Origin of the sequence: Vibrio sp., from assembly GCF_038138445.1 — a bacterium.
In the GTDB taxonomy this organism is placed as follows: domain Bacteria; phylum Pseudomonadota; class Gammaproteobacteria; order Enterobacterales; family Vibrionaceae; genus Vibrio.
Genome location: NZ_JAYQDQ010000025.1, coordinates 25339 through 47908, shown reverse-complemented (window position 1 = coordinate 47908; position 22570 = coordinate 25339). Strand labels below are relative to the sequence as shown.

General features: G+C 42.7%; 24 protein-coding genes. 16 read left to right on the top strand and 8 right to left on the bottom strand.

The features are described from left to right. Positions 1–95 precede the first annotated feature (95 nt). From rplT to AAFM34_RS09105, 6 genes are all read right to left on the bottom strand, one after another. Complete coding sequence (gene rplT, locus AAFM34_RS09130; protein WP_114783752.1) at positions 96–449, bottom strand: 50S ribosomal protein L20; 354 nt, start codon at positions 447–449, stop codon at positions 96–98. Between the two features lie 41 nt (positions 450–490). Further along, positions 491–685 (bottom strand): 50S ribosomal protein L35, encoded by a 195-nt coding sequence (rpmI, locus tag AAFM34_RS09125; protein ID WP_004401085.1) that lies wholly within the window; start codon positions 683–685, stop codon positions 491–493. A 115-nt stretch (positions 686–800) separates the two neighbouring features. After that, the gene (gene infC / locus AAFM34_RS09120) at positions 801–1352 is read right to left on the bottom strand and encodes a translation initiation factor IF-3 (protein WP_114783754.1); all 552 of its coding nucleotides are present in this window, start codon (positions 1350–1352) and stop codon (positions 801–803) included. Between the two features lie 3 nt (positions 1353–1355). Beyond that, on the bottom strand, positions 1356–3284 hold the full coding sequence (gene thrS / locus AAFM34_RS09115) for a threonine--tRNA ligase (protein ID WP_341662090.1): 1929 nt from the start codon (positions 3282–3284) through the stop codon (positions 1356–1358). A 273-nt stretch (positions 3285–3557) separates the two neighbouring features. Further along, positions 3558–3899 (bottom strand): hypothetical protein, encoded by a 342-nt coding sequence (locus AAFM34_RS09110; protein WP_341662089.1) that lies wholly within the window; start codon positions 3897–3899, stop codon positions 3558–3560. 192 nt (positions 3900–4091) lie between these two features. Then, positions 4092–5216 (bottom strand): DUF481 domain-containing protein, encoded by a 1125-nt coding sequence (locus AAFM34_RS09105; RefSeq protein ID WP_341662088.1) that lies wholly within the window; start codon positions 5214–5216, stop codon positions 4092–4094. Between the two features lie 383 nt (positions 5217–5599). Here AAFM34_RS09105 and AAFM34_RS09100 point away from each other — a divergent pair, with 383 nt between their 5' ends. The 9 genes from AAFM34_RS09100 (at position 5600) to AAFM34_RS09060 (ending at position 14807) form a co-directional block, all read left to right on the top strand. Beyond that, a complete protein-coding gene (locus AAFM34_RS09100) occupies positions 5600–7396 on the top strand; it encodes an MFS transporter (RefSeq protein ID WP_341662087.1) in 1797 nt (598 codons plus the stop codon). 158 nt (positions 7397–7554) lie between these two features. Beyond that, positions 7555–8703, top strand: coding sequence for an S-(hydroxymethyl)glutathione dehydrogenase/class III alcohol dehydrogenase (locus AAFM34_RS09095; protein ID WP_341662086.1), 1149 nt, complete (start codon positions 7555–7557; stop codon positions 8701–8703). Positions 8704–8769: 66 nt separating this feature from the next. Next, positions 8770–9609 carry an S-formylglutathione hydrolase gene (fghA, locus tag AAFM34_RS09090; RefSeq protein WP_341662085.1) on the top strand — a complete coding sequence of 280 codons (840 nt, stop codon included), beginning with the start codon at positions 8770–8772 and terminating at the stop codon, positions 9607–9609. Between the two features lie 13 nt (positions 9610–9622). Continuing rightward, complete coding sequence (locus AAFM34_RS09085) at positions 9623–10156, top strand: GNAT family N-acetyltransferase (RefSeq protein ID WP_341662084.1); 534 nt, start codon at positions 9623–9625, stop codon at positions 10154–10156. Beyond that, the gene (locus AAFM34_RS09080) at positions 10147–10605 is read left to right on the top strand and encodes a GNAT family N-acetyltransferase (protein WP_341662083.1); all 459 of its coding nucleotides are present in this window, start codon (positions 10147–10149) and stop codon (positions 10603–10605) included. Before AAFM34_RS09085 ends, AAFM34_RS09080 begins: the two co-directional genes overlap by 10 nt. 285 nt (positions 10606–10890) lie before the next feature. Continuing rightward, positions 10891–12114, top strand: a complete 1224-nt coding sequence (locus tag AAFM34_RS09075; protein ID WP_341662082.1) for a multidrug effflux MFS transporter — start codon at positions 10891–10893, stop codon at positions 12112–12114. A 111-nt stretch (positions 12115–12225) separates the two neighbouring features. After that, positions 12226–13896, top strand: coding sequence for a pseudouridine synthase (locus AAFM34_RS09070; RefSeq protein WP_341662081.1), 1671 nt, complete (start codon positions 12226–12228; stop codon positions 13894–13896). An 80-nt stretch (positions 13897–13976) separates the two neighbouring features. Continuing rightward, positions 13977–14183 (top strand): DUF3955 domain-containing protein, encoded by a 207-nt coding sequence (locus tag AAFM34_RS09065; RefSeq protein WP_341662080.1) that lies wholly within the window; start codon positions 13977–13979, stop codon positions 14181–14183. A gap of 90 nt (positions 14184–14273) precedes the next feature. Further along, on the top strand, positions 14274–14807 hold the full coding sequence (locus tag AAFM34_RS09060) for a lipocalin family protein (protein ID WP_341662079.1): 534 nt from the start codon (positions 14274–14276) through the stop codon (positions 14805–14807). A 34-nt stretch (positions 14808–14841) separates the two neighbouring features. Here the strand turns inward: AAFM34_RS09060 and AAFM34_RS09055 are convergent, their stop codons facing one another. Further along, positions 14842–15528, bottom strand: coding sequence for a hypothetical protein (locus tag AAFM34_RS09055; protein WP_341662078.1), 687 nt, complete (start codon positions 15526–15528; stop codon positions 14842–14844). A gap of 350 nt (positions 15529–15878) precedes the next feature. Here AAFM34_RS09055 and AAFM34_RS09050 point away from each other — a divergent pair, with 350 nt between their 5' ends. Continuing rightward, the gene (locus AAFM34_RS09050; RefSeq protein WP_341662077.1) at positions 15879–16079 is read left to right on the top strand and encodes a hypothetical protein; all 201 of its coding nucleotides are present in this window, start codon (positions 15879–15881) and stop codon (positions 16077–16079) included. 274 nt (positions 16080–16353) lie between these two features. Continuing rightward, positions 16354–17109, top strand: coding sequence for a hypothetical protein (locus AAFM34_RS09045; protein WP_341662076.1), 756 nt, complete (start codon positions 16354–16356; stop codon positions 17107–17109). Positions 17110–17356: 247 nt separating this feature from the next. Here the strand turns inward: AAFM34_RS09045 and AAFM34_RS09040 are convergent, their stop codons facing one another. Beyond that, positions 17357–17557 (bottom strand): restriction endonuclease subunit S, encoded by a 201-nt coding sequence (locus AAFM34_RS09040; protein WP_341662075.1) that lies wholly within the window; start codon positions 17555–17557, stop codon positions 17357–17359. 316 nt (positions 17558–17873) lie between these two features. On the opposite strand from AAFM34_RS09040, the gene AAFM34_RS09035 reads away from it, so the two are divergent. From AAFM34_RS09035 to AAFM34_RS09015, 5 genes are all read left to right on the top strand, one after another. Next, entirely contained in the window at positions 17874–18830 is a 957-nt protein-coding gene (locus AAFM34_RS09035; protein ID WP_341662074.1) for a MoxR family ATPase, read from the top strand. A gap of 9 nt (positions 18831–18839) precedes the next feature. Further along, on the top strand, positions 18840–19766 hold the full coding sequence (locus tag AAFM34_RS09030; protein ID WP_341662073.1) for a DUF58 domain-containing protein: 927 nt from the start codon (positions 18840–18842) through the stop codon (positions 19764–19766). Next, positions 19763–20236 (top strand): DUF4381 domain-containing protein, encoded by a 474-nt coding sequence (locus tag AAFM34_RS09025; RefSeq protein WP_341662072.1) that lies wholly within the window; start codon positions 19763–19765, stop codon positions 20234–20236. The genes AAFM34_RS09030 and AAFM34_RS09025 overlap by 4 nt, the downstream gene beginning before the upstream one ends. Next, the gene (locus AAFM34_RS09020; protein ID WP_341662071.1) at positions 20229–21197 is read left to right on the top strand and encodes a VWA domain-containing protein; all 969 of its coding nucleotides are present in this window, start codon (positions 20229–20231) and stop codon (positions 21195–21197) included. Before AAFM34_RS09025 ends, AAFM34_RS09020 begins: the two co-directional genes overlap by 8 nt. Beyond that, a partial coding sequence (locus AAFM34_RS09015; RefSeq protein ID WP_341662070.1) for a VWA domain-containing protein occupies positions 21190–22570 on the top strand: 1381 nt, incomplete at its 3' end. The genes AAFM34_RS09020 and AAFM34_RS09015, both read left to right, overlap by 8 nt.

Here is a 22570-nt window from a genome sequence, read left to right as displayed (position 1 = left end):
AGCCGATACCCCAGAAAAAACAATGCCGCTCACCTTAAGTGAACGGCATTAGAGCCTAAGCTCCTCTTTCTCTTAATCCTAATCACTGTCTTTAATTAAAGAGCAGCTTTCGCTTTTTCAACAAGTACTGTGAAAGCAGATTTGTCGAATACCGCGATGTCAGCAAGGATCTTACGGTCGATCTCGATAGATGCTTTCTTAAGACCGTTGATGAAACGGCTGTAAGATAGACCATTTTGACGAGATGCCGCGTTGATACGTGCAATCCATAGTTGACGGAATTGACGCTTCTTGTTGCGACGGTCACGGTAAGCGTATTGACCAGCTTTAGTAACTGCTTGGAAAGCTACGCGGTAAACACGTGAACGTGCACCGTAGTAACCTTTAGCTTGTTTTAGAACTTTCTTATGACGTGCACGAGCTTGTACACCACGTTTTACGCGAGGCATTATGCTTCTCCTAAACTAAACGATAAATAAACTAAAAAGAATTAAGCGTATGGCATCATACGAACAACTGCAGCCACTTCACATTTAGGAAGGATTGCGTTTGGACGTAGTTGACGCTTGTTCTTAGTAGTACGCTTAGTCAGGATGTGACGTTTCGTAGCGTGCTTGTACTTAATACCACCAGCAGTTTTCTTGAAACGCTTAGCAGCACCTTTGTTGGTTTTCATCTTAGGCATGATGAATAACTCCGCATTGTAGTAGTTTAAACAATATGTAATCAGGGCGAATAAAACCCTGTCACTTAAATCTAATTAGAGAAAGTGACAGGGTTTATTACTTGTAAGCCGCTAATTACTTCTTCTTAGGGGCAAGCACCATGATCATCTGACGGCCTTCAATCTTCTTAGGGAAAGATTCAACAACAGCCAATTCGACTGTGTCTTCCTTAAGACGATTTAGAACATCAACACCGATGTCTTGGTGTGCCATTTCTCGGCCACGGAAGCGAATAGTTACTTTCACTTTGTTGCCTTCTTCAAGGAAACGCGTCAGGTTGCGTAGTTTTACCTGATAGTCTCCAATATCAGTTCCAGGACGGAATTTTACTTCCTTAATCTGGATCTGCTTTTGCTTCTTCTTCTGCTCTTTCGCAGCTTTGCTCTTCTCAAAGAGGAATTTACCATAGTCCATCACACGACAGACAGGTGGCTCAGCATTTGGACTGATTTCTACAAGGTCCATACCAGCTTCTTCAGCTGCAGCAACCGCTTCTTGGATCGATACGATACCAACTGATTCACCGTCAGCGCCTGTGAGTCGAACCTCACGTACACCTCGGATTTCACCGTTTAAACGATGAGCATTTTGTTTGGCCGGTTGTTGGCCGCGTCTTCCGCCTTTAATAGCTTATTCCTCCAGATTGAGCTTACGGCTTGAGATCTCTTCTTGGATGTAGGAAACAAAGTCATCCACTTTAAATTTACCGAGATCTTTACCTTTACGAGTACGTACTGCGATTTCTCCGGCTTCCATTTCTTGGTCACCACAAACCAGCATATACGGTACACGCTTCAAAGTATGTTCGCGGATTTTAAAGCCAATCTTCTCATTTCTCAAGTCTGCTTTGGCTCTAATTCCACATTTTTGTAGTTTTTGGGCCACTTCCTGAGCATAATTTGACTGTTTGTCAGTAATATTCATGATTACTGCTTGCTCTGGAGATAGCCAAGTTGGGAAGAATCCGAAGTATTCTTCAATTAAAATTCCGATGAATCTTTCCAATGAACCCAATATTGCACGGTGAATCATCACGGGCACTTGACGCTCATTATTCTCATCGACATAGGTTGCACCTAAACGACTTGGAAGATTGAAATCAAGCTGAACCGTACCACATTGCCATGCACGATCTAGACAGTCATGCAAAGTAAATTCAATTTTTGGTCCGTAGAATGCACCCTCACCTTCTTGGATTTCATATGGAATGTCCATAGCTTCAAGCGATTTTTGCAGCGCTCTCTCAGATTCATCCCAAATTTCATCTGAACCCACACGCTTTTCTGGTCGAGTCGATAGTTTAACCACAATATTATCAAAGCCAAATGTCTGATAAGTATCGTATACCATCTTGATACAAGACGTGACTTCCTCTTGAATCTGACTTTCAGTACAGAAGATATGTGCATCGTCCTGAGTAAATCCTCGCACACGCATGATGCCATGCAAAGCACCAGATGGTTCGTTACGGTGACAAGAGCCAAACTCGGCCATTCTTAATGGCAGATCGCGATATGACTTTAGGCCTTGGTTAAAGATTTGTACATGACCTGGGCAGTTCATCGGCTTAAGCGCATAATCACGGTTCTCTGAAGCAGTCGTGAACATAGCTTCAGCGTATTTGTCCCAGTGCCCAGAACGCTCCCAAAGTACGCGGTCCATAATAAGTGGGCCTTTTACTTCTTGGTAGCCATATTCTGTTAGTTTTTCACGGACAAATACTTCCAAGTCACGGAAAATAGACCAGCCATTATGATGCCAGAACACCATTCCAGGTGCTTCTTGCTGCATGTGGAACAAATCAAGCTGTTTACCAATTTTACGGTGATCACGTTTCGCCGCTTCTTCAAGGCGAGTTAAGTGCGCTTTCAACGCCTTTTTGTCGTGGAAGGCCGTACCATAGATACGCTGTAACATCTTGTTATCACTGTTACCGCGCCAGTATGCACCAGCAACATTCAATAGCGTAAAGTGTTGGCAAAAACCCATATGGGGTACGTGAGGACCACGACACATATCGATGTATTCTTCGTGATGGTATAATCCCGGACGGTCATCACGCGCAACGTTTTCGTCCAGTATTTCCATCTTGTAAGTTTCACGGCGCGTTTCAAACGCATCGCGAGCTTCCTGCCAGCTGACCTTTTTCTTGATAACTTGATACTTGGTTTTTGCTAACTCTTTCATTCGCTGTTCGATCTTTTCCAGATCTTCTTGCGTCAAAGAGTGTTCCAGGTCGATATCATAATAGAAACCATTATCTATGGTCGGTCCAATCGCCATTTTCGCTTCAGGATAAAGCTGCTTAATCGCGTGCCCTAAAAGGTGCGCACACGAGTGACGAACAATTTCTAGACCATCAACTTCGTCTTTTACTGTAATGATTTCAAGGCTTGCATCTTGCTCAATAAGATCACATGCATCAACACGATTGCCATCAACACGGCCAGCAATGGTCGCTTTCGCAAGACCTGGGCCAATGGATTGAGCAACGTCGAGAGTAGAAACTGGGTTGTCAAATTGACGCTGACTGCCGTCAGGAAGAGTAATAATAGGCATTTAACTGTCCTTACAGTGGTGTTGCACACCAAGCAACACTTGATTAATTTGTTTTTCTTTATATAACAGTTAGTTAATTCAAGAAAAGTAATATTAAAAACGTTGGAGCACTTTTAGGAACAAATACAGATGAACCTCTCAATGATCCAAGCACGAATTCTAATGTATTCCGTATCAAAAAGACACTGCTAAAAATCCTATATGTAAGTAAAATACAGCGATAATCGGTGTTTATTAAGCAAAGACGACATTAGCTGCCTTGAATGGATGCTCTTACTCGGCGATAACAGGCCTAGCCTCAGATACTGTTCTGCGATTCATATACTTTGACAATCTCAAGTACAATGGATCAAAGCTTATTCGGCGCGACATCTTTGAGAACCTGTCGAGCTTAAGTAGCCGCCGTGATTCCATTTCTTTCGGTGATGCACCTGCTGGCATATCATCAAACTGACGCAGAGCCTGCACAAAATCAGGTTCATTAGTTATGTCTTTATCAAACAAGCCACGCTGCGCGCTAGCTTTGTTAAAAAGTAAGATGTTTTCTTCCGACATGCCCATTTTTTCCAAACACACTTTAGTTTCTATTTCGAGCATTTCTGAGCTTCTTTGCATGCTAGATACCGTCGTTGCCCCTGCGGCGATAAACAATGTAATATTGTAAATATAAAGTTATTTATACACTCTACATAAAATTTGAGTGACGTTTGAAAATATGACTTTTCTAATAAATCTCGTCATTAATTAGTAACGATAACGCACCCAAACAATAGGCTTGAGCACGTTTAAACACAGAGATTAATTAAACTAAATTTCGTAGCTTAGACCAACCAACATTTGGTAATCATCTTTTTCTGGTACCTTACCATCAGAATCAGCGGTTGGATCTGAGCGATGCTTCCATATACCATCAATACTAAGATCAAGGTTGCCAACCAAATCAATATCAAAGCCTAGAGTGTTCTCTTGGTATACTCCCCCCGACTCTTCACTTTCCCAAGTCATATTGTACTCATAAGTAAAATCAATGCTTTTGGTTAGTTCATAGTCAAAGTTTGATTCAAGCTTAAATGCGCCACTATTGGCAGTCGATGAATTTCCCTCTTCGACAGTAATGAATTTGGTATGAGTGTATGCAGGACCGATAGTCACATCCCATTCTGTCGTTTCATTAGCAATAAAGAAGTAACCCACACCCATTGACGCTGTTATTTTATAATCTAAGTTCTGAAATTCATCATTTTCGGCGGTGAAATCTAAAGGTCTGAAGAATAGTTTGTTATTAATATAGATATCGTACGAACCGCTAATCATGGAGTTATTGGCAGTTTTTTCATCATTAGATTCTTTGGTTTCATGACTGGCATTAATTTTAGTCCTAGATTCTACTGTGTTGCGCTCTGCGTCGAACCCTCCTCCCAGAGTAAGCTCATCAGTGTTGCCACTGCTAATGTCCATATTAAAAGTTAATTCCGCATCCCACTGCTCTGAGTCTTCTCCCTTACCACGGAATATAGATACGACTTCTGTCACAGGAAAAGACTTCTCTTCATCAGCGTTTGTTAGATATAGTTTATCGTCTCGAATCGATAGGTAGCCATCATAAATAGCACCATCGGCAACTCGTATAGTAAAATAACCAGCGGTCTGAAGTTCTTCGATATCGCCAAGCTCAATTTCTTGGTCGCCCAAATCATCACTATCAAACTCTATTTCCTGTTTGTAAGAGTTCGCATCTTCTTTAATTGTACCGTTGAGCTCTCCTTTGATCACTTCACCTGACTTGAGCTTTACCCAATCATCATTTTTCTCAAAGTAAACGGTTTGACTGTTAGGTTCATCTACTACTTGCTCCTCAGCTTGCTCTTTGGCAAAAGCACTGGACGGAACAGAACAGATAGCAATAAATAATGCTGTAGCTTGTAATTTCATCTCAACTCAATCTGTATAATTTTTCACCATCAAACTCGCTTAAGATAAAGAAGTCATCATTTCTCATTGTCATGAGTAAGAAAAACCAATGTCAATCTTATCCGACCACTTTCTTGAAGTCGGCAATGCGGCCTAAGTAGAAGTCGAACTGCTCACTTCCCATATCCAAGTATTGGAGCGAATAGATAAACCGAAGGAAATATTTTCCATCCCACAAAATTTGCTCCTATGATGAGAGAATAATCTATAAAGAATTTTGTCTTTAAAGTTTAGTAAGAGGTTTTCAGCGGTATAGATCACCAAGACACGCCAGGCCGCGTATTTTCAATATCTTAAGCTGTAGAGCACTAGTAAATGCAGCCATATTGTAGAAGGGATTAATCATGCCGATTTATCCAGCGACACTTTTGTTGATCAGTTCGTTCCTTTTGATGGGAAGTCACGGACTAAGCGGGCTTTTGTTGCCTGTATCGCTTGCAGAAACCAATAACAGTGTCGAGGTCATAGGGTTCATTCTCTCTATGTACTCAGTCGGTTTTTTATTCGGTGCAATCTTGGGTAAACGAATTTTACGTCGGATTGGCTTAGTTCGAACCTTCGCGATGTGCGGGAGCTTGGGAGCTAGCGCTATTCTGACCATGGGACTGTATGCCGACATTTGGATTTGGGTGCTGATGCGCAGTGTAATGGGGTTTTGTATCGCTTGTGCTACGGCAACGCTAGATGTTTGGTTTAATAGCGTATCAACCCAGTCTAATAGAGGAAAGCTCTTAGCTATCAATCAGATTGTTATATTAGGCGCTATTACAATTGGTCAATTTGGTCTTGCCCTAGCACCGCCGAGCGAGATCACTCTTTTTCTGATCTGCGGCGTATTATTTAGTATATCTGTCACCCCTGTCATCTTTGTGGCGCAGTTTGAACCCCTTATTGAATCAACCCAAACGATTTCACTCAGAACCATTTACACTATTTCACCACTAGGTTTTGTAACATGTTTTGTTTGTGGAATTTTATACTCCACGCTGATCAATATGTTACCTATTTATGCTGGCGGCGTCGGGTTTAGTGGATTCCAACTCTCAATGTTCATGGGTGCTGCTACCGCAGGTGGGATTTTACTCCAAATACCAATCGGCCATTTGTCTGATCGATTCGAGCGAAGAAAAGTGATTTTAGGCAGTAGCTTCGTACTCGCCGTCGTCAGCTTTGCATTACCTGTATCAATTGAGTGGCAGTCAACCATCGCGCCTTTCATTCTCACCGCAATGATCATGGGTCTAATTGCCTGCCTTTACCCTTTAAGCGTTGCTGAAACCTTCGATCACTCGTTGAAAACTCAACTTGTCCCTGTCGTTTCTGGATTACTTTGTATTTACGCTTTAGGCGCGATTATTGGGCCTTACACCGCTTCAGTTTTAATGGGCAGCATAGATCAAAGTGCACTATTTACTTTCGTGATCATGGTCGATTTAGCATTGATAGCTTTCACTATTTATCGCATGTCGGAGCGTGAAGCTTTACCAGTTGAGGAGCAGGAAACCTTTGTCATGCATACTCCAGCCTCTGTCCACGGAGAGCTCGATCCTCGAACTGACTATCAAGATAACTCGCTCAACAAGGGGGCAGCCTTGTCACAAGTTGAACAACTTGCCGCATCAAGCCCGGTTAATGCTGCTACTTTTATTCGAAATTTGATAAGCAAGCAACCATCATGGGCAGCAACGCTTGTCGAACGCGTTGCTAAGTTTGACAACATTGATACGGTTTTCATGTTCCGATCACTGGCTCATACCCATCCTGAATTATCGATAGATCTGGTTAAACAACTGGCTAGCTTCGAAGACAACCAACAAATAGAGGATCTTGTAACATGGCTAGCTGAAAAACAGCCCGAAAATGCATCTGCCATTCTTACCGCGTTGATAGGCTCTATTGATTCAGCACCAAAATCTGGAACTGAAACTCTTGATGAAGATGAGTTTTTGCAAACACACTTCAGTTATGAGGGGGTGGCTTTAGACAAAGACCAATTTGATACTCTAGACACTATTAATTGTTCCATTGATGAATTAGACCTTACGGCTTCAGAGAGTTCATCTCAACACGCTGGCGGAATAACCGAAATCAATGATCAATCCATAACACAGCCTCATGATTTCGGCTCAGGTCCATCATAAACTCTACTCACCTTGCATGAAGTTCTCAGAATAGTGAGATACCAAACAAAGCTTGATTAATAGTTCATTTAATACTGGGAACTACTTATTTTTCATGGTTAACTCTCTTTACAAAGCTCAATAAACACAGTTAGTTAAAGGTAGACAAGGAAATTTGAATGGCATTAGATATTAAACCCGGTCAAGAATTTATTAAGTCTAAAGCAGCGGTTGCATGGGCAGCAGGCGAGCCCCTTAAAATAGAAGAGGTTGATGTTCAACTACCCAAAAAAGGCGAGGTCTTAGTACGCATCGTTGCAACAGGCGTGTGCCACACTGATGCCTTTACGCTTTCTGGCGAAGATCCTGAAGGTATTTTCCCCGCCATACTTGGTCATGAAGGGGGTGGGATTGTCGAAATGGTTGGCGAAGATGTCACCAGTGTTAAAGTTGGAGACCATGTCATCCCTCTATACACCGCTGAATGCCGTGAGTGCAAATTTTGTACATCAGGCAAAACAAATCTTTGCCAAGCGGTTCGTGAAACACAAGGCAAAGGTTTAATGCCCGATGGAACAACGCGTTTCTCAATCGACGGACAGCCTATTTTTCACTATATGGGTTGCTCAACATTCTCGGAATACACAGTACTTCCTGAGATTTCATTAGCCAAAGTGAATCCACAGGCTCCACTAGAAGAAGTGTGCTTATTAGGTTGTGGCGTCACAACTGGCATGGGCGCTGTGCTCAATACTGCCAAAGTGGAAAAAGGTGACACTGTCGCTATATTTGGCCTCGGTGGTATCGGCCTTTCAGCTATCATTGGCGCTAGAATGGCAGGTGCTAGCCGCATCATAGGTATCGATATTAACGAAAGCAAATTTGATCTTGCCAAACAACTTGGCGCAACAGACGTCATCAACCCTCAGTCCATTGATGCTCCGATTCAAGAGTTTATTGTCGAAATGACAGATGGTGGTGTCGATTATTCGTTTGAATGCATCGGCAACGTTAATGTTATGCGTCAAGCTCTTGAGTGTTGTCACAAAGGATGGGGAGAGTCAGTCATTATTGGGGTGGCCGGCGCTGGACAAGAAATTTCCACCAGACCTTTCCAGTTGGTGACAGGGCGTGTGTGGCGTGGCAGTGCTTTTGGTGGTGTGAAAGGCCGCTCTGAATTACCTGAAATTGTAGAACGATACATGGCAGGTGAATTTGGCCTTGAAGAATTTATTACCCACACAATGGGTCTAGAAGAAGTCAACCACGCCTTCGATCTCATGCATGAAGGAAAAAGCATCCGCTCTGTTATCCATATGGACAGATAACCCCTCCTTTTTGAATACTCATAGCCATCATAAAACACGTTATGGTGGCTTTTTAGAGATGGCACTATGAATTTAACCAATATCAGTCAAAACAAAGTTGCTGGCGGCTGGCACAAACAAGTCACTCACGAGTCAACTGCCTTAAAGTGTACGATGCGCTTTGCCCTATTTCTTCCACCAAATGCTAGCAAGGATTCTCCTGTTCCTGTCGTGTATTGGCTTTCTGGACTAACCTGCACCGATGAAAACTTTATGCAAAAAGCTGGAGCATTTAATACCGCAGCCAAGCTTGGTATTGCGATAGTCGCCCCTGATACTAGCCCGCGCGGTGATGATGTAGCGGACGATGAAGCATACGATTTAGGTAAAGGCGCTGGGTTTTACCTAAATGCGACCCAAGAGCCTTGGTCTAAGCATTACCGCATGTACGACTACATAGTAAAAGAGCTACCCTCGTTAATAGAAGCTAACTTTCCCGTATCAAACATCAAAGCGATTTCAGGGCACAGTATGGGAGGACACGGAGCCTTGACCATTGGATTGAACAATCCAGACCGCTTCACATCCATCTCAGCCTTCAGCCCGATTTGTAATCCAACACAGTGTCCTTGGGGGCAAAAGGCGTTCAGTTCTTACCTAGGACAAGATCAAGAGAGTTGGAAAGCTTACGACGCTACAGAGCTACTCAAAAAAAATTCATCACCGCTACCTATTTTGGTCGACCAAGGTGATGCAGATAATTTTTTATACGAACAATTGAAGCCAGAGTCTTTGATCAATGCTGCCAAAATAAACAACTCAAACCTTGAGCTGCGTATGCAAGAAGGTTACGACCATAGCTACTATTTTATTTCGAGTTTTATTGAGGACCATCTGATGTTCCACGCGAAACATATGTTTAAATAAGTGCGAGGAAGAAATGAAACTGGTATCACCATCAGTTGAGTATCGAGCTGCGTTTTTAACTCTCTATCATGACTTTGAGAGTAATGACAGCATCAATGCCGAATACTATCGTGAAGGCTTCGATGATTTTGATGCCTATATTCAGCGATTAACTGACGAAGCGAATGGTATAAATCTGCGTCAAGACTATGTCCCTTGCAGTCATTTTTGGATGGTAGACACAAAGGAAAATATCCTTGGCGTGATCAGAATTCGTCACACCATTGATAACCCATTTCTTTGTTTTGAAGGTGGCCATATCGGATACGATATCGCACCTTCCTCCCGAGCACTAGGCCATGGAAAAACCATGCTAAAGCTCGCCCTACCGATTGCAAAATCACTCGGTATATCGAAGGCTTTGATCACTGCCGATGAGAAGAATCACGCCTCCCGTTGTGTGATTGAAGCAAATGGGGGAGAATTTATTGATATCGTGATGGGGAAAGTTTTCCCTCATCCAATTGCACGCTATTGGGCTATTTGCGAGGCAGACACATGCAGTTAAGAAAAGCCAAAGCCTGTGAGTTCGATACTATTTATGAAATGGGGTTTGACGTATGGGGAAGTGGCCTATCTTATGAGGAATATCTGTCCCTTTGTCGCCAAAGTAAAAAATATCAATCAGGTATTTGGTATGTGCTGGTTGATAAAGAAATCCTTGTTTCATCTGCTATTGTTTACCGGGATGGATTTGGGCTTAAAACTGGCTGTTTTGGAATCGGCTCTTTGTCTACCCATCCCAAACATAGGCAAAAAGGTTATGCATCAAAACTAATTACGTTACTAAAGGATGAGCTATTCGAGCAGCGGACTTGCCAAGCTTTGTATTTGCATAGCGATATTAACCATGAGTTCTACACCAAATTGAGCTTTAAGCGCATTCTGGATACTGATTGCTTGGTGTACTCAAAAGACGCGCAGTCATTGCTAACCGATCTCCCCTGCTATTTTTAGTTAATGCCTAGTTCTTGTAGTGGATGAGTAACACTCATCTCAAAGTTGTGACACTATGCAATTGTTTGGTTATTTGCTTACAATGTTACTTGTCAAATAAAAATAAAATGTTAAATTAAGTCATCACTTATTCACAACTGAGTGATGGGCATGCACTACCTTATGGCACACATCCTCTCTAGCCAGCCGCATCCCTAAAATAACAATGTTTCTCAAGCGTATAGCTTTACTTTTTAGTACAGCCGGCTTGTGGTATCTAAAAAATATAATTCAGTTGGATTAACTATGTTCCCTATATCTCATCAAGGAAAGTGGTTTCGTTTTTTAATGGTGTTTATCTTTCTTGCAGCATCCATGGAGACCGATATTTATCTACCTACTTTTCCAGACATACTTAAGGATTTAAACACTAATGCAGTCATGGTTCAGAGAATCATTAGCTACAACTTTATCGGAGTTTGTTTAGGCTCACTTATTTACGGACCACTTTCAGATCATTTTGGTCGCCGGCCTATTATGATGTTTGGCTTCTTGATATTTCTTGGCGCCAGCATTGGCTGTGTCTTTGCTCAAACTATTGATCAGTTACTCGCGTTTCGCTTAATTCAAGGTTTTGGCAGTTCAGCCTGTATCATTGTGGGTACTACAATGATCTTCGATCTTTTTGAAGAAGAGTCGGCAGCAAAATTAGTGGCAGACCTCAATGCGCTCACAGTCAGTGTCATGGCTTTTGCCCCGCTTATTGGCGGGTGGATCAGTATTCACATGGGATACCATGCAAATTTTGAGTTTATTGCCATCTTGGTGTTTATCTCAGCAGTTAAATGTTTTTTGTTTGTTCCTGAGTCTTTACCAAGCAAAAAACGTAAAACGTTGATTCCCAAGCGAGTAATGGCTGATTATAAATGTGTACTTTCATCCTACTCATTCTGGTATAGCACGCTAATAACCAGTTTAATTCTCGCAGGCTACATGGTATTTGTCTCAAATATGTCGCTTTTGTATGTTGATAACCTTGAGGTCAAGCCAGAATATTTTCCATTTCACCAAATGGCCACACTAGGCACCTTTGCTCTGTTTAGCTTGGGCAACGGGCGTCTTATCGACCGCTTCGGTGTAGAAAAGTTAAAAGGCTCCGGGCTCTGCCTGATGTTTCTCTCCATTGCCTCGTTTTGGCTGGTACCAAATAAGATGCTAAGTTCGCCGGACTTTCTGACCTTTATTGTGTGCGTATTCTCAGTGGGAGCCGCACTTTCTATCGGACTTTTCTTTGCAGACTCCATGCAGGTATTTCCAGAGATGACAGGCATTGCAGCATCTTTGGTAACCTCTATTAGACTTGTTTTGGTGGCGATTGCGATTGATGTAGCCAGCGGCTTTTACGATGGTTCGGCACAGTCTGTAGTTAATGCTATGACAGTGACCGTTATAGCCATTACGGTCTTGGTATTGTTTCGTAATATCAAACGATTCAAGCAGCTAAAACTGGGGAACACTCTAGGAGCCTAACATAAGGTCGAAACCCAAAGAAGCTTGAGGCTAACCCCAAGTAGGAGCCACTGGAAATTCATCGATAAATGAGTAAAATCTGGCTCCTATTTGGTCACCATGGCAAATCATATGCATCACAGTACATCTCTATTTACCCTTTTCAATGCTTGTATTGATGAATATAACTTGCCTGAAAAATTCACTTTCCCGTTTTTCTATGAGCCTCATCCATTGTGTAAACTTGCTGCTAACGAGCTTCAGCAATACCTGCTCACCCAAAGCGAATGGGTTCACAATTTTGGGCTGGATAGTCACTCTAACGGAGTGGGAAAAATGTTCGGCGTGCTTATCGTCAAATCTCCACAAGGCGAAATTGGTTATCTATCGGCTTTTTCAGGAAAATTGGCTGGGCAAAGTGAACTCACACACTTTGTCCCTCCCGTGTTTGATATGTTTGCTAAGCAAAGCTTTTTTCATGCCGACAATAAAGAGATCATGTCGATCAATGACCAGATAGATACTATTAATAGCAGTACTCAGCTGACAGAACTTGCTAATCAAGTAGAGAAGCTCGAATCAAGCTATAAAAAAGCAGAGAGCCTTCATCGAGAAAAAATGATCGCCAATCGGGCTGAAAGAAAATTGCAGCGCCAAGATGCTCAATCGCACCTCAACGGAGCCGAGCTTGAGCGTGTACTGGACAGCCTCGCAAAGCAAAGTGTCGATGATAAAAACACGCTTAAATACCTAAAACTAGAGTGGCAAGACAAGATTGATCAGGTGAAAAGCGAGTGGCAGAAGCTTGACCATGAGCTAAACCAGCTAAAAGATAAGCGCAAAACGCTATCGAATGCACTGCAGCACAAATTGTTTGAGCAGTACCGCTTTTTAAATATTCTCGCGGAAGAAAAATCACTAAACTCGATATTTGAAGGCATCACTCCCCCAGCGGGCGCAGGGGAATGCGCGGCGCCAAAACTTCTTCACTACGCTTTTAAACATGGCTTTAAACCTCTGGCTATGGCTGAGTTTTGGTGGGGTAACTCCCCTGCATCAGAAATCCGTCAACATAAGACGTTCTACCCTTCTTGTCACAGTAAGTGTCAACCTATACTCGGCCACATGCTCCAAGGTATGAATGTGGATGACAATCCCCTTGAAAAAGCGTGGGCAGAACATAATCCGATGGACATTGTATTTGAAGATGACGCGCTCGTTGTTATCAATAAACCGGCCGGTCTACTCTCTATTCCCGGTAAAACAATACAAGATTCAGCGATAACTCGACTTCAAAAACTCTACCCCAACGCCGAAGGGCCATTTGTTATACACAGGCTAGATATGGCGACATCGGGGCTGCTCGTGTTCGCTCTAACCAAACAAGCCAACAAGAGTTTACAAAAACAGTTTATTACTCGAACAGTAGAAAAGCGCTACGTAGCCATTGTACAAGGAGAAATGCAGCAGCAAAGCGGCCAAATTAACTTGCCCATGCGCGGTGATCCCGATGATAGGCCACGTCAACTTGTCTGTTTTGAGCATGGCAAACCAGCTGAGACTTACTGGGAGTGTGTCGAGGTCAAAGAAGGACAAAGTAGGTTATATCTCTACCCAAAAACAGGCAGAACTCATCAGCTCAGAGTTCATTGTGCTCATCGTCTCGGGCTCAACATACCCATGCATGGAGATGGTCTCTACGGGCAAAGAGCGAAGCGACTACACCTTCACGCCCAACGCCTTGTGATAGAGCACCCATACACCAAAGAGCGCATGACATTTGAGGTTGAAAGTCCATTTTAAAAAGCTTGCGCGAAAAAGAATTCATCCATAGATTGTTTTAACAACTAAGTAAGTTGCTAAAACAACCTTAAAGGAGCAATATGAAAAAACTTATTCCTAACCGAACTAGCATAACACTGTGTATTATCGGCTTACTGTGCTTGTTAACCTACTCTCTGATTGAAACTCGTATCGATGAAAACGGGGTTTTAATTGAACCATTTGGCCTCATACCTCTATTTTGGGTATTTGAAATACTTGCCATCACAGCTTATGTCGTACAACTGATTAAAGGGTTCAAAGAGTAATACTAAGCAAACCTTTATTACTCTAAAGATTAACGCAGTGATCCAATCGAGACGCATGACGTATCATCTATTTTGACTTCGGAGATACCAATGAAAAATATACTACTTACGGCCATGCCATTTGCTTTATCCGGCTGTCTGGGCATGCCTAAGTCCGTTGAACCCGTTGATAATTTCGAACTCAATAAATATCTTGGTACTTGGTACGAGATCGCACGACTAGACCATTCCTTTGAACGAGGGTTATCCGACGTCACTGCACAATACTCACTAAGCGATGATGGCGGAGTGTCGGTTCTCAATAGAGGATATGATGCAAAGAAAGATGAATGGAGCGAGGCCAAAGGCAAAGCCTTTTTTGTCAACAGTGCCGATGAGGGGTATCTGAAAGTCTCCTTTTTCGGGCCTTTTTACGGCTCTTACGTTGTGTTTGAGCTTGATAAAGACAATTACCGCTATGCCTTCATTTCTGGGCCAAATCACGACTATTTATGGCTACTTTCTAGAACTCCAACCGTCAGCCCTGAAATCATAGAGAAGTTTAAACTAATGTCGGAAGAACGTGGTTTTAATACTGACGAACTCATTTACGTCGGTTTTATTCGCTCTACACAGATGCAGTAATCTAAGTGGTTGTAATAAATCAGGTCATCTATCCTTACTCAATCAATTTATCTTTCATAAAATACTCAGCCGAGGCCTCTAAGGGTTTTAGTAAATGCAACTGGCTTTTATGTAAATAATGGTATAGATACTCTCTTGAAACTGGCGAACTTGAAAAATGAATGGCAGGATATTTTTCTTTTACTGACTCATATGACTGCGTCGCTGCAACCCAAACATCAGCTTCTCCATTAATTAGCATTAATGCCGCTTCCTCTGCTGTGACCAAGCTAAGAGTCTTGTAATGTTTAATTATGTTTGCATAAACGGCTCCTCGCACGGCAGCAACATTTCTGTCATGAAGGTCTTTTAAACTCAAATCTGATTTCTTACCGACTGATAAAATATAGATATCAATATTAGCCAAAGGTACATTAACCTTAATAAGTGACTGGCTATTATCATGTTCTAACTTACCAATCCTTACATCCAATGCATCATAACGCCCTGTTATAACAGCTTGGATAGCTTGTTTATCAGGCATGTAAGTTGTCGTGTGATTGATTCTTGCCTCGTCATAGATGGCGTCAAGTATTTCTTTTGCTGTCATGCCATAACCTAAATCGGCACTACCTTTGTACAGTTCCCCTATTACCACTTTCACTAAAGTAGTTTGGGCTACCAAAGCAGAAGAAAAAGTCATCAATATTGTAATTAGAGATAAAGTCATGAATTTCATCATTCCTTTTAAGTCCTTTGCCACTTTAATAATACTGTTAACTTAAATTGCACTTTTAATAATAGTAAAAAATACCAATAGAAGTTAAGCCTAAGTCGATAAGGTCTGTTTTTAGATGTCTTCATTGCAGTAGCAGTACTCCATGAACACTGATTATTAGACCCTTATTGCACTTTTTACGCAGCTCTATATCTACCTTAGACAGTCGCCCCTGCGATTGACAGATATGCCGCTTACATCTAGTTTTAAAAGTGAACTTTATTGTAATTTTCAAAAAGCGATGCATTACCACGCGAGCGATCCTTAAGCTTTGCAGAATTTAAATGTTAAAAATGCTCATTTGAGGAACTGAAATGAACCATATAAAGGTCATCACGACTTCTCTTTTATATACGTCTATCCTAGTTGGTTGTGGGGGTGGGTCAGATGGAGGTGGTGAAAGTAATAGTCAAAGTTCAGGCTCAACAGATAGTAGCGGACCACAAAAAAGAACTGATCCAACCGCAATTAAGATTGTAGACAGCGCCTCAGCAAGAAGTTTCAGTTATATATAGCGGAGACAGCCTCTCAGCTGTGACCATTCAGCGAAATAACCCTAGTGTCGAATGGCGGGTGGACTCTAAAACTGTAAGCACTATCCCATCCTACACTGTCACTAATCAAGACTGGTTAAAAAGCATTCAGGCCTGCGCCAATAGCCAAGGTCATAAAGAGGTTTGCTCGAATATATATCCAGTATTAGCGAGAAAGCCCCTAACAATCGAAGACCCGGATAATTATACCGTATTACCTTACGGTACACCTTAGAACACAGAAAGGAACAGCAGAATGAAATCGTTAAGTGTATGTTTTGGAGCACTAGTTATATTTGTTTCCACCAATGTACATGCCGCCGGATGGCAAACTTTTTATAATCCCGACGGAACTAAATGGACACAAGCTCAATATCAAGGGATCAACGGAACTGCATTCCCCGTTGTCGGACAAAGTTTAACCGCAACAGCCAGAATAAATTCAAGACGCGATGCTGTGTGGTTTGATATACCCATTTCCTCGGGTGCAAACCCTTCTAAAGTCGAAATTACAATCAATGACATCGCCGTGACCACTTGGACAGGCGTCATACCAAATTTCGACAGTAGTGATGACGGAAATGTGACAAAGGCGGTTAACACGAAGACTGGAATGATTGTAAGTTTTAACTCCGATTACAAAACACTAAATGACAACTATGGTATAAATGCCCCCTTTCTTGAAATCTATCCTTGGGCCCTAGCTGGAATCAACCAAAATGTTGAGAACACCAAACAACGCGTATACGGAAATGCTCCGGTCGGATTAACTACAACCCCACCTTTCATAATCAGAGCAGGGAAAAACAGGCTCGGCTTCTTCGACAATAACCTCGTTATAGGGTATGCCAAAGATACGGTTCACATGACCTCGTTTGTAATGAGTAACTCCATAGTCGCCAATAATGGAGAACTTATGACTTTTGGAATAACGAAGCAACCACACGCAGCGATTATCCGTCTTAATCCAGCCGATTTTGAAATCGATAATGTATGGGCTGTCGTTTACTAGTAGATCAGGGCCCTACATTTGGTGTTGGGCCCAGAGTAGCACATAACTCAATTTGATGACTTGAGACATTAAACAAAAAATCATACTGCAAAGCCAAATTTAGGCGAGAGAGAAACAAAGCAATGGTACCGAGTATGGGTAGCATCTAAAGGTCTTAATGTACCTTGAAAACAGGACTGAAACTCTCGCCATAATTTTCAAATATTACACCAATGAGATCTCCCCATACTCGTATATGGCTTTAAGCTTAATGGACTGGCTTGTCCGTCTTCGAATAGAACTTGCCAAAATATTGCTCTAGGATGTAAGGTGTCAGCTCCCCTGCTTCCTCAAGCTTTTTCAGCTCAGCCGCTATCGCTTTTTGCTCTTCAAGTGACGGCAGAGCGACTTCTGGCTCATCGTTAATCTCGCTGGCTATCTGCTCTAACTCATGTTCTATATTACTCATATTTTTGGGGCTCAATTAAATTCATCACAATAACTTATTTTACCCTAACTGCTTAAGCTGAGCTAACCATGTTTTATCTCTCGAATATTGGCATGAATGAACATTTGTGTTTGCAAGTTTGTAAAACCCATTTTTCAATATTGATGACTTGTAAGATGAGCATTAATCCCCATAATGTAAGCAATCGAAATAATGATATTTATATCTGGTATCTGATTTGATTAACAATCATTCAATCGCTAGATCATTGAAGCAGACTAGATGAACTTTTTCGTCAATAAAGCCACTAAAAGAAAAAGTTAGGAGATAAGTATTGATGAATTCTCAACCATTTAACGAGTTACAGCAGTATTTAAGCACACAAATCATTGGTCAGACTGAGTTAGTCAAACAGCTTTTAGTCGCACTGCTTGCTGATGGGCACATATTAGTCGAGGGACCGCCAGGCCTTGCGAAAACCCGAGCGGTCAAGTCACTTGCCGACTGTATAGAAGGCGACTTTCACCGCATACAATTTACCCCAGATTTGTTACCCGCTGATCTGACAGGAACCGATATTTTCCGCCCAGAAACAGGGGAATTTACCTTCCAAGCTGGACCTATATTTAACTCTTTAATCCTAGCCGATGAAATCAACCGAGCGCCAGCAAAAGTCCAAGCTGCAATGTTAGAAGCTATGGCTGAGAAGCAAATTACCGCCGGCAGAAAAACCTACCCTTTGCCTGAGTTGTTCCTAGTCATGGCAACACAGAATCCTATTGAGCAAGAAGGGACGTATCCTCTGCCCGAAGCGCAGCTCGACCGATTTCTTCTGCACCTTAATGTTGACTACCCTGATGCACAGAGTGAACTCGAGATACTGCGCCTCAATCGAGGAGAAGCCAAAGGTGAGCAAAATGTTTCTGCGCCTGCAATTAGCCAGCAAGACATTTTTTCTGCACGCCAAGAAGTACTCAATATTCATATGGCGGAGACGGTCGAGAGCTATGTTATCCGACTTGTCATGGCAACGCGCCAGCCGACTCAATACGACGATACACTGAATAATTGGATAGACATGGGAGTCAGCCCACGTGCAACGATTGCACTCGATAGATGCGCGCGTGCTCACGCTTGGCTATCAGGCCGCGATTATGTTACCGCCGAAGATGTTCAGGTGATGGCTTTACCTGTCCTTAGGCATCGTATCCTACTGAGCTATCAAGCTCAGGCAGAAGGGATCTGCGCCAACCAAGTTATCAATAGACTGCTGTCGCTCGTTGGCAGTGCATAAGGTTGGCAGATGGATAAAAACTTATCCCCATATTCTGATGGTGTAAATCTTTGTCTTGATGAGCTGCTGCATTTTAAACAACACGCTATTCACTGGTTACCACCGGCAAAGAGTTTATGGTCACAAGTACTTGGCCAACACCAAAGTAAGCAACTTGGCAGAGGGATGGACTTTGCAGAAGTCAGGCAATACCAAGCCGGCGATGACGTACGTAGCATAGACTGGCGAGTTACAGCTCGCACTGGCAAGCCTCATACAAAGTTATTCACGGAAGAGCGCGAAAAACCGATTATTTTGTACATTGACCTGAGCGCCAGTATGCGCTTTGGCTCAAAACTCATGTTTAAGTCAGTCCTTGCAGCCCATATGGCGAGCTTAATTGCCTGGCTCTCTGTGGCACAAAAAGATCGTGTGGGCGCCATTATCGATACAGGAAATCAGCTTACCGAGCTTAAGCCAAGCAGTCGTAACCAAGGTCCGTTGGCGATGATCCAAAGTTTGGTAAAGCTGCATCAAAGCATATTGCTTGATCCCGCTGATATCCGCTCAAACGATATGAATGAGGGATTTCATGCATTAAACCGTCTTTGCCTTAAAGGCAGCGAAGTTGTGATAATCAGCGACTTTTTACGCTTTTCCGAGCAAAATCAGTTGTTAATTTCTCGCCTGCGATCCCACAATCAAGTGAGATTAGTTCAAATATCCGACCCCTTGGAGTCTGGTATTACGGACTATCGGGGAGTTGAGCAGGTGTCTGATAAGCGCAGTACCATGTGGGTAGACTTTTCTTCTCGCAAAGTACGTAATCAGATTGCTGCAGCGTTTGAAAGCAAGCAGCATCAGCTAAAAAGCTTATCTCACAGTCATGGTTTGAGCTTTACTTGTCTCTCGACTCAAAAATCACTACTACAACAATTATCAGGACGTGATCAATGAGCACATTAAACAAGGATTCTCTGTTACCACTCAATCCGATGCATTTGCCTGAGCTCCCCTCTTGGTTTCCTATCGCTTGGGGTTGGTGTGCAAGCGCTGGCGCCACTCTTCTATCTATTTTGGCCATATGGCTCACTTATCGTTGGAATAAGAAAAGGCTGGCGCCAAAGAAAACTGCTTTAAGGTTGATTCAAGCCGGTGAAAAGCCAGCAGAAGCATTTGAATTGCTTCGCCAAGCCGCGTTGTGTTATTACCCAAGAGAAGAAGTTGCTAAATTGACTGGCAAGGAGTGGTACGCGTTTCTCGATACGCAAGTAAAAGCGCCCTTATTTTTAGATAATTACGAAGTCTGGCAGGTCGCTCTTTATTCAAAAGAACCCTTAGGTAATGCGTCAGAACTCGTCTCCCATTGCTCACAGTGGGTCAATGAAGCACTTCCCCCCAAACGAAGGAGGACAAAAGTTGGCTAATATAGAGTTTGTATGGTGGTGGAATTTCCTTCTGCTGCCTTTGCCACTACTAATTTATTTTTTATTGCCCCCAGCTCAAACATCATCTCCTGTTTATATGCCCTACCTTCCCCAATCTCCGGCAGGTAACTCATCCTGGAGTTTAATGGCGAAAGGTTTAACTGCAATGATCTGGATTACTCTGGTTACAGCATCTGCAAGACCAGTTTGGTATGGCGATCCTGTCACCACACAACCTAAGCACAGAGATATGATGCTGGTGGTCGATCTCTCCTACTCAATGAGCCAAGAAGATATGCAGCTAAATGGCGATTTCATCGATCGTCTCACAGCAGTAAAACAGGTATTGAGTGATTTTATTAGTAAGCGTCAAGGGGATCGTTTGGGCTTAGTCCTATTTGCCGATCATGCTTATTTGCAGACCCCATTAACACTAGACAGGAAAACAGTCAGCCAGCAGCTTAACCAAACAGTTCTTCGCCTGATTGGTGATAAAACTGCCATAGGTGAAGGGATAGGTTTAGCGACCAAAACTTTCGTCGACGGAGACGCCCCACAGCGCGTGATGATATTACTCAGTGATGGCACCAATACAGCCGGAGTTATTGACCCGATTGAGGCTGCCAATATTGCCAAGAAATATAATGTCACTATTTACACTGTCGGTATCGGAGCTGGCGAGATGATGGTGAAAGAGTTCTTTATGACTCGAAAGGTCAATACAGCAAAAGACTTAGATGAGAAATCCCTAAAGGAAATTGCCTCGATTACTGGTGGTAAATACTTCAGGGCCAGAGATAGCCAAGAGCTTTCCAACATCTACGATACCATCAACGAGCTTGAGCCCATTAGTCAAACAACGCAAACTTGGCGACCTCAGCAAGATTGGTTCGCTATACCTTTAGCCATTGCATTTGCCTGCTTCTTTTCATTGATGATTATCAGGAGAAATCATGTCTGATTTTCGCTTTCTCTACCCAGAGTGGTTAGCAATGATGCTACCACTTGCTATCATGGTTATTTGGCTGATTAAGCGCAGTCGAAGTAAAACCTTGATTGCTCCTCACTTAGCAAAGGCAATGGGCCTTAGTCATAATTCGTCACGTAATATGACTATCAGCATAATGGCTGTCACTGGCTTTATTGCCATTGTTGCATTAGCTGGTCCAAGCTTTACTGCATCAGAAAGACCAAGCTTTTCCAACCAAAGCGGTAGAGTGCTTATCATGGATATGTCTATGTCCATGTATGCTACTGATATTAAACCTAACCGGCTCACTCAAGCTAAGTATAAAGCTCGTGACTTGCTAAAACAGTGGCAGGAGGGCAGTACAGGTCTTATTGCCTATGCGGGCGATGCATACACTGTCAGTCCTATGACGTCGGATACCCATACTATTCTTAACCTGATCCCAAACCTCAGCCCAGAGCTGATGCCATTTCAAGGTGCTAATGCTGCAATCGCTGTAGAGCAGGCCATTGAGATGATGAAAAATACTGGCTTGTCTCAAGGTGACTTAGTACTTTTTACTGACGACATCGATGACCAAGAAGCGGATAACATTGAAGCTCTGCTAACAGGCACAAAGTGGCGACTGACGATTTTAGGTGTAGGCAGCCAAGCCGGGGCTCCAATCCAGCTCTCCGATGGTACATTACTTAAATTGGATTCTGGACAAACTGTGGTGGCAAAGTCGAATTTCGCCAATATGGCTAAACTTGCTCGCATATCTAAAAGCTTGTTCACTCCCATCCAGCTTAACAACAGTGATATTGAAGCTATCAGTCACTTAACCAATCAAGTGGAAGCAACAGGGAAACTCAATCAAGCCAAACAAATCACGGATCGAGTAAACAACGGAGTCTGGTTAGTACCATTGTTATTCATACCTGCACTCATGATGTTTCGTCGTGGTGTGGTCTTCGCACTACTACTTATGATATCACCTATCATGAACATCAATAAGGTAGAGGCTTCACCTTGGCTCAATGCCGATCAACAAGCAAAAAGATTGTTTGATTCTCAAGAATATAAGCAAGCAGCAGAGCAATTTGAAAGTAAAGAGTGGCGGGGAATGGCACAATATGAAGCAGGTAATTTTTCCGCTGCCATTGAGTCATTAAAGGGCGTACAAACACCGAGAGGAAAGTATAACCTTGCCAATGCATATGCACAAAACAGAGACTTTGACCAAGCCATAGACCTTTACGAACAAGTACTAGAACAACAACCTGATAACTCAGATGCTAAACACAACCTAGAGATTGTTCGACAACAGCAACAGCAACAGCAACAGCAACAGCAACAGCAACAGCAACAGCAACAGCAACAGC

Coding starts and splice junctions, on each gene's coding strand:
- rplT (WP_114783752.1), bottom strand. CDS start 449: ATGCCTCGCGTAAAACGTGGTGTACAAGCTCGTGCACGTCATAAGAAA.
- rpmI (WP_004401085.1), bottom strand. CDS start 685: ATGCCTAAGATGAAAACCAACAAAGGTGCTGCTAAGCGTTTCAAGAAA.
- thrS (WP_341662090.1), bottom strand. CDS start 3,284: ATGCCTATTATTACTCTTCCTGACGGCAGTCAGCGTCAATTTGACAAC.
- AAFM34_RS09110 (WP_341662089.1), bottom strand. CDS start 3,899: ATGCAAAGAAGCTCAGAAATGCTCGAAATAGAAACTAAAGTGTGTTTG.
- AAFM34_RS09105 (WP_341662088.1), bottom strand. CDS start 5,216: ATGAAATTACAAGCTACAGCATTATTTATTGCTATCTGTTCTGTTCCG.
- AAFM34_RS09100 (WP_341662087.1), top strand. CDS start 5,600: ATGCCGATTTATCCAGCGACACTTTTGTTGATCAGTTCGTTCCTTTTG.
- AAFM34_RS09095 (WP_341662086.1), top strand. CDS start 7,555: ATGGCATTAGATATTAAACCCGGTCAAGAATTTATTAAGTCTAAAGCA.
- fghA (WP_341662085.1), top strand. CDS start 8,770: ATGAATTTAACCAATATCAGTCAAAACAAAGTTGCTGGCGGCTGGCAC.
- AAFM34_RS09085 (WP_341662084.1), top strand. CDS start 9,623: ATGAAACTGGTATCACCATCAGTTGAGTATCGAGCTGCGTTTTTAACT.
- AAFM34_RS09080 (WP_341662083.1), top strand. CDS start 10,147: ATGCAGTTAAGAAAAGCCAAAGCCTGTGAGTTCGATACTATTTATGAA.
- AAFM34_RS09075 (WP_341662082.1), top strand. CDS start 10,891: ATGTTCCCTATATCTCATCAAGGAAAGTGGTTTCGTTTTTTAATGGTG.
- AAFM34_RS09070 (WP_341662081.1), top strand. CDS start 12,226: ATGCATCACAGTACATCTCTATTTACCCTTTTCAATGCTTGTATTGAT.
- AAFM34_RS09065 (WP_341662080.1), top strand. CDS start 13,977: ATGAAAAAACTTATTCCTAACCGAACTAGCATAACACTGTGTATTATC.
- AAFM34_RS09060 (WP_341662079.1), top strand. CDS start 14,274: ATGAAAAATATACTACTTACGGCCATGCCATTTGCTTTATCCGGCTGT.
- AAFM34_RS09055 (WP_341662078.1), bottom strand. CDS start 15,528: ATGATGAAATTCATGACTTTATCTCTAATTACAATATTGATGACTTTT.
- AAFM34_RS09050 (WP_341662077.1), top strand. CDS start 15,879: ATGAACCATATAAAGGTCATCACGACTTCTCTTTTATATACGTCTATC.
- AAFM34_RS09045 (WP_341662076.1), top strand. CDS start 16,354: ATGAAATCGTTAAGTGTATGTTTTGGAGCACTAGTTATATTTGTTTCC.
- AAFM34_RS09040 (WP_341662075.1), bottom strand. CDS start 17,557: ATGAGTAATATAGAACATGAGTTAGAGCAGATAGCCAGCGAGATTAAC.
- AAFM34_RS09035 (WP_341662074.1), top strand. CDS start 17,874: ATGAATTCTCAACCATTTAACGAGTTACAGCAGTATTTAAGCACACAA.
- AAFM34_RS09030 (WP_341662073.1), top strand. CDS start 18,840: ATGGATAAAAACTTATCCCCATATTCTGATGGTGTAAATCTTTGTCTT.
- AAFM34_RS09025 (WP_341662072.1), top strand. CDS start 19,763: ATGAGCACATTAAACAAGGATTCTCTGTTACCACTCAATCCGATGCAT.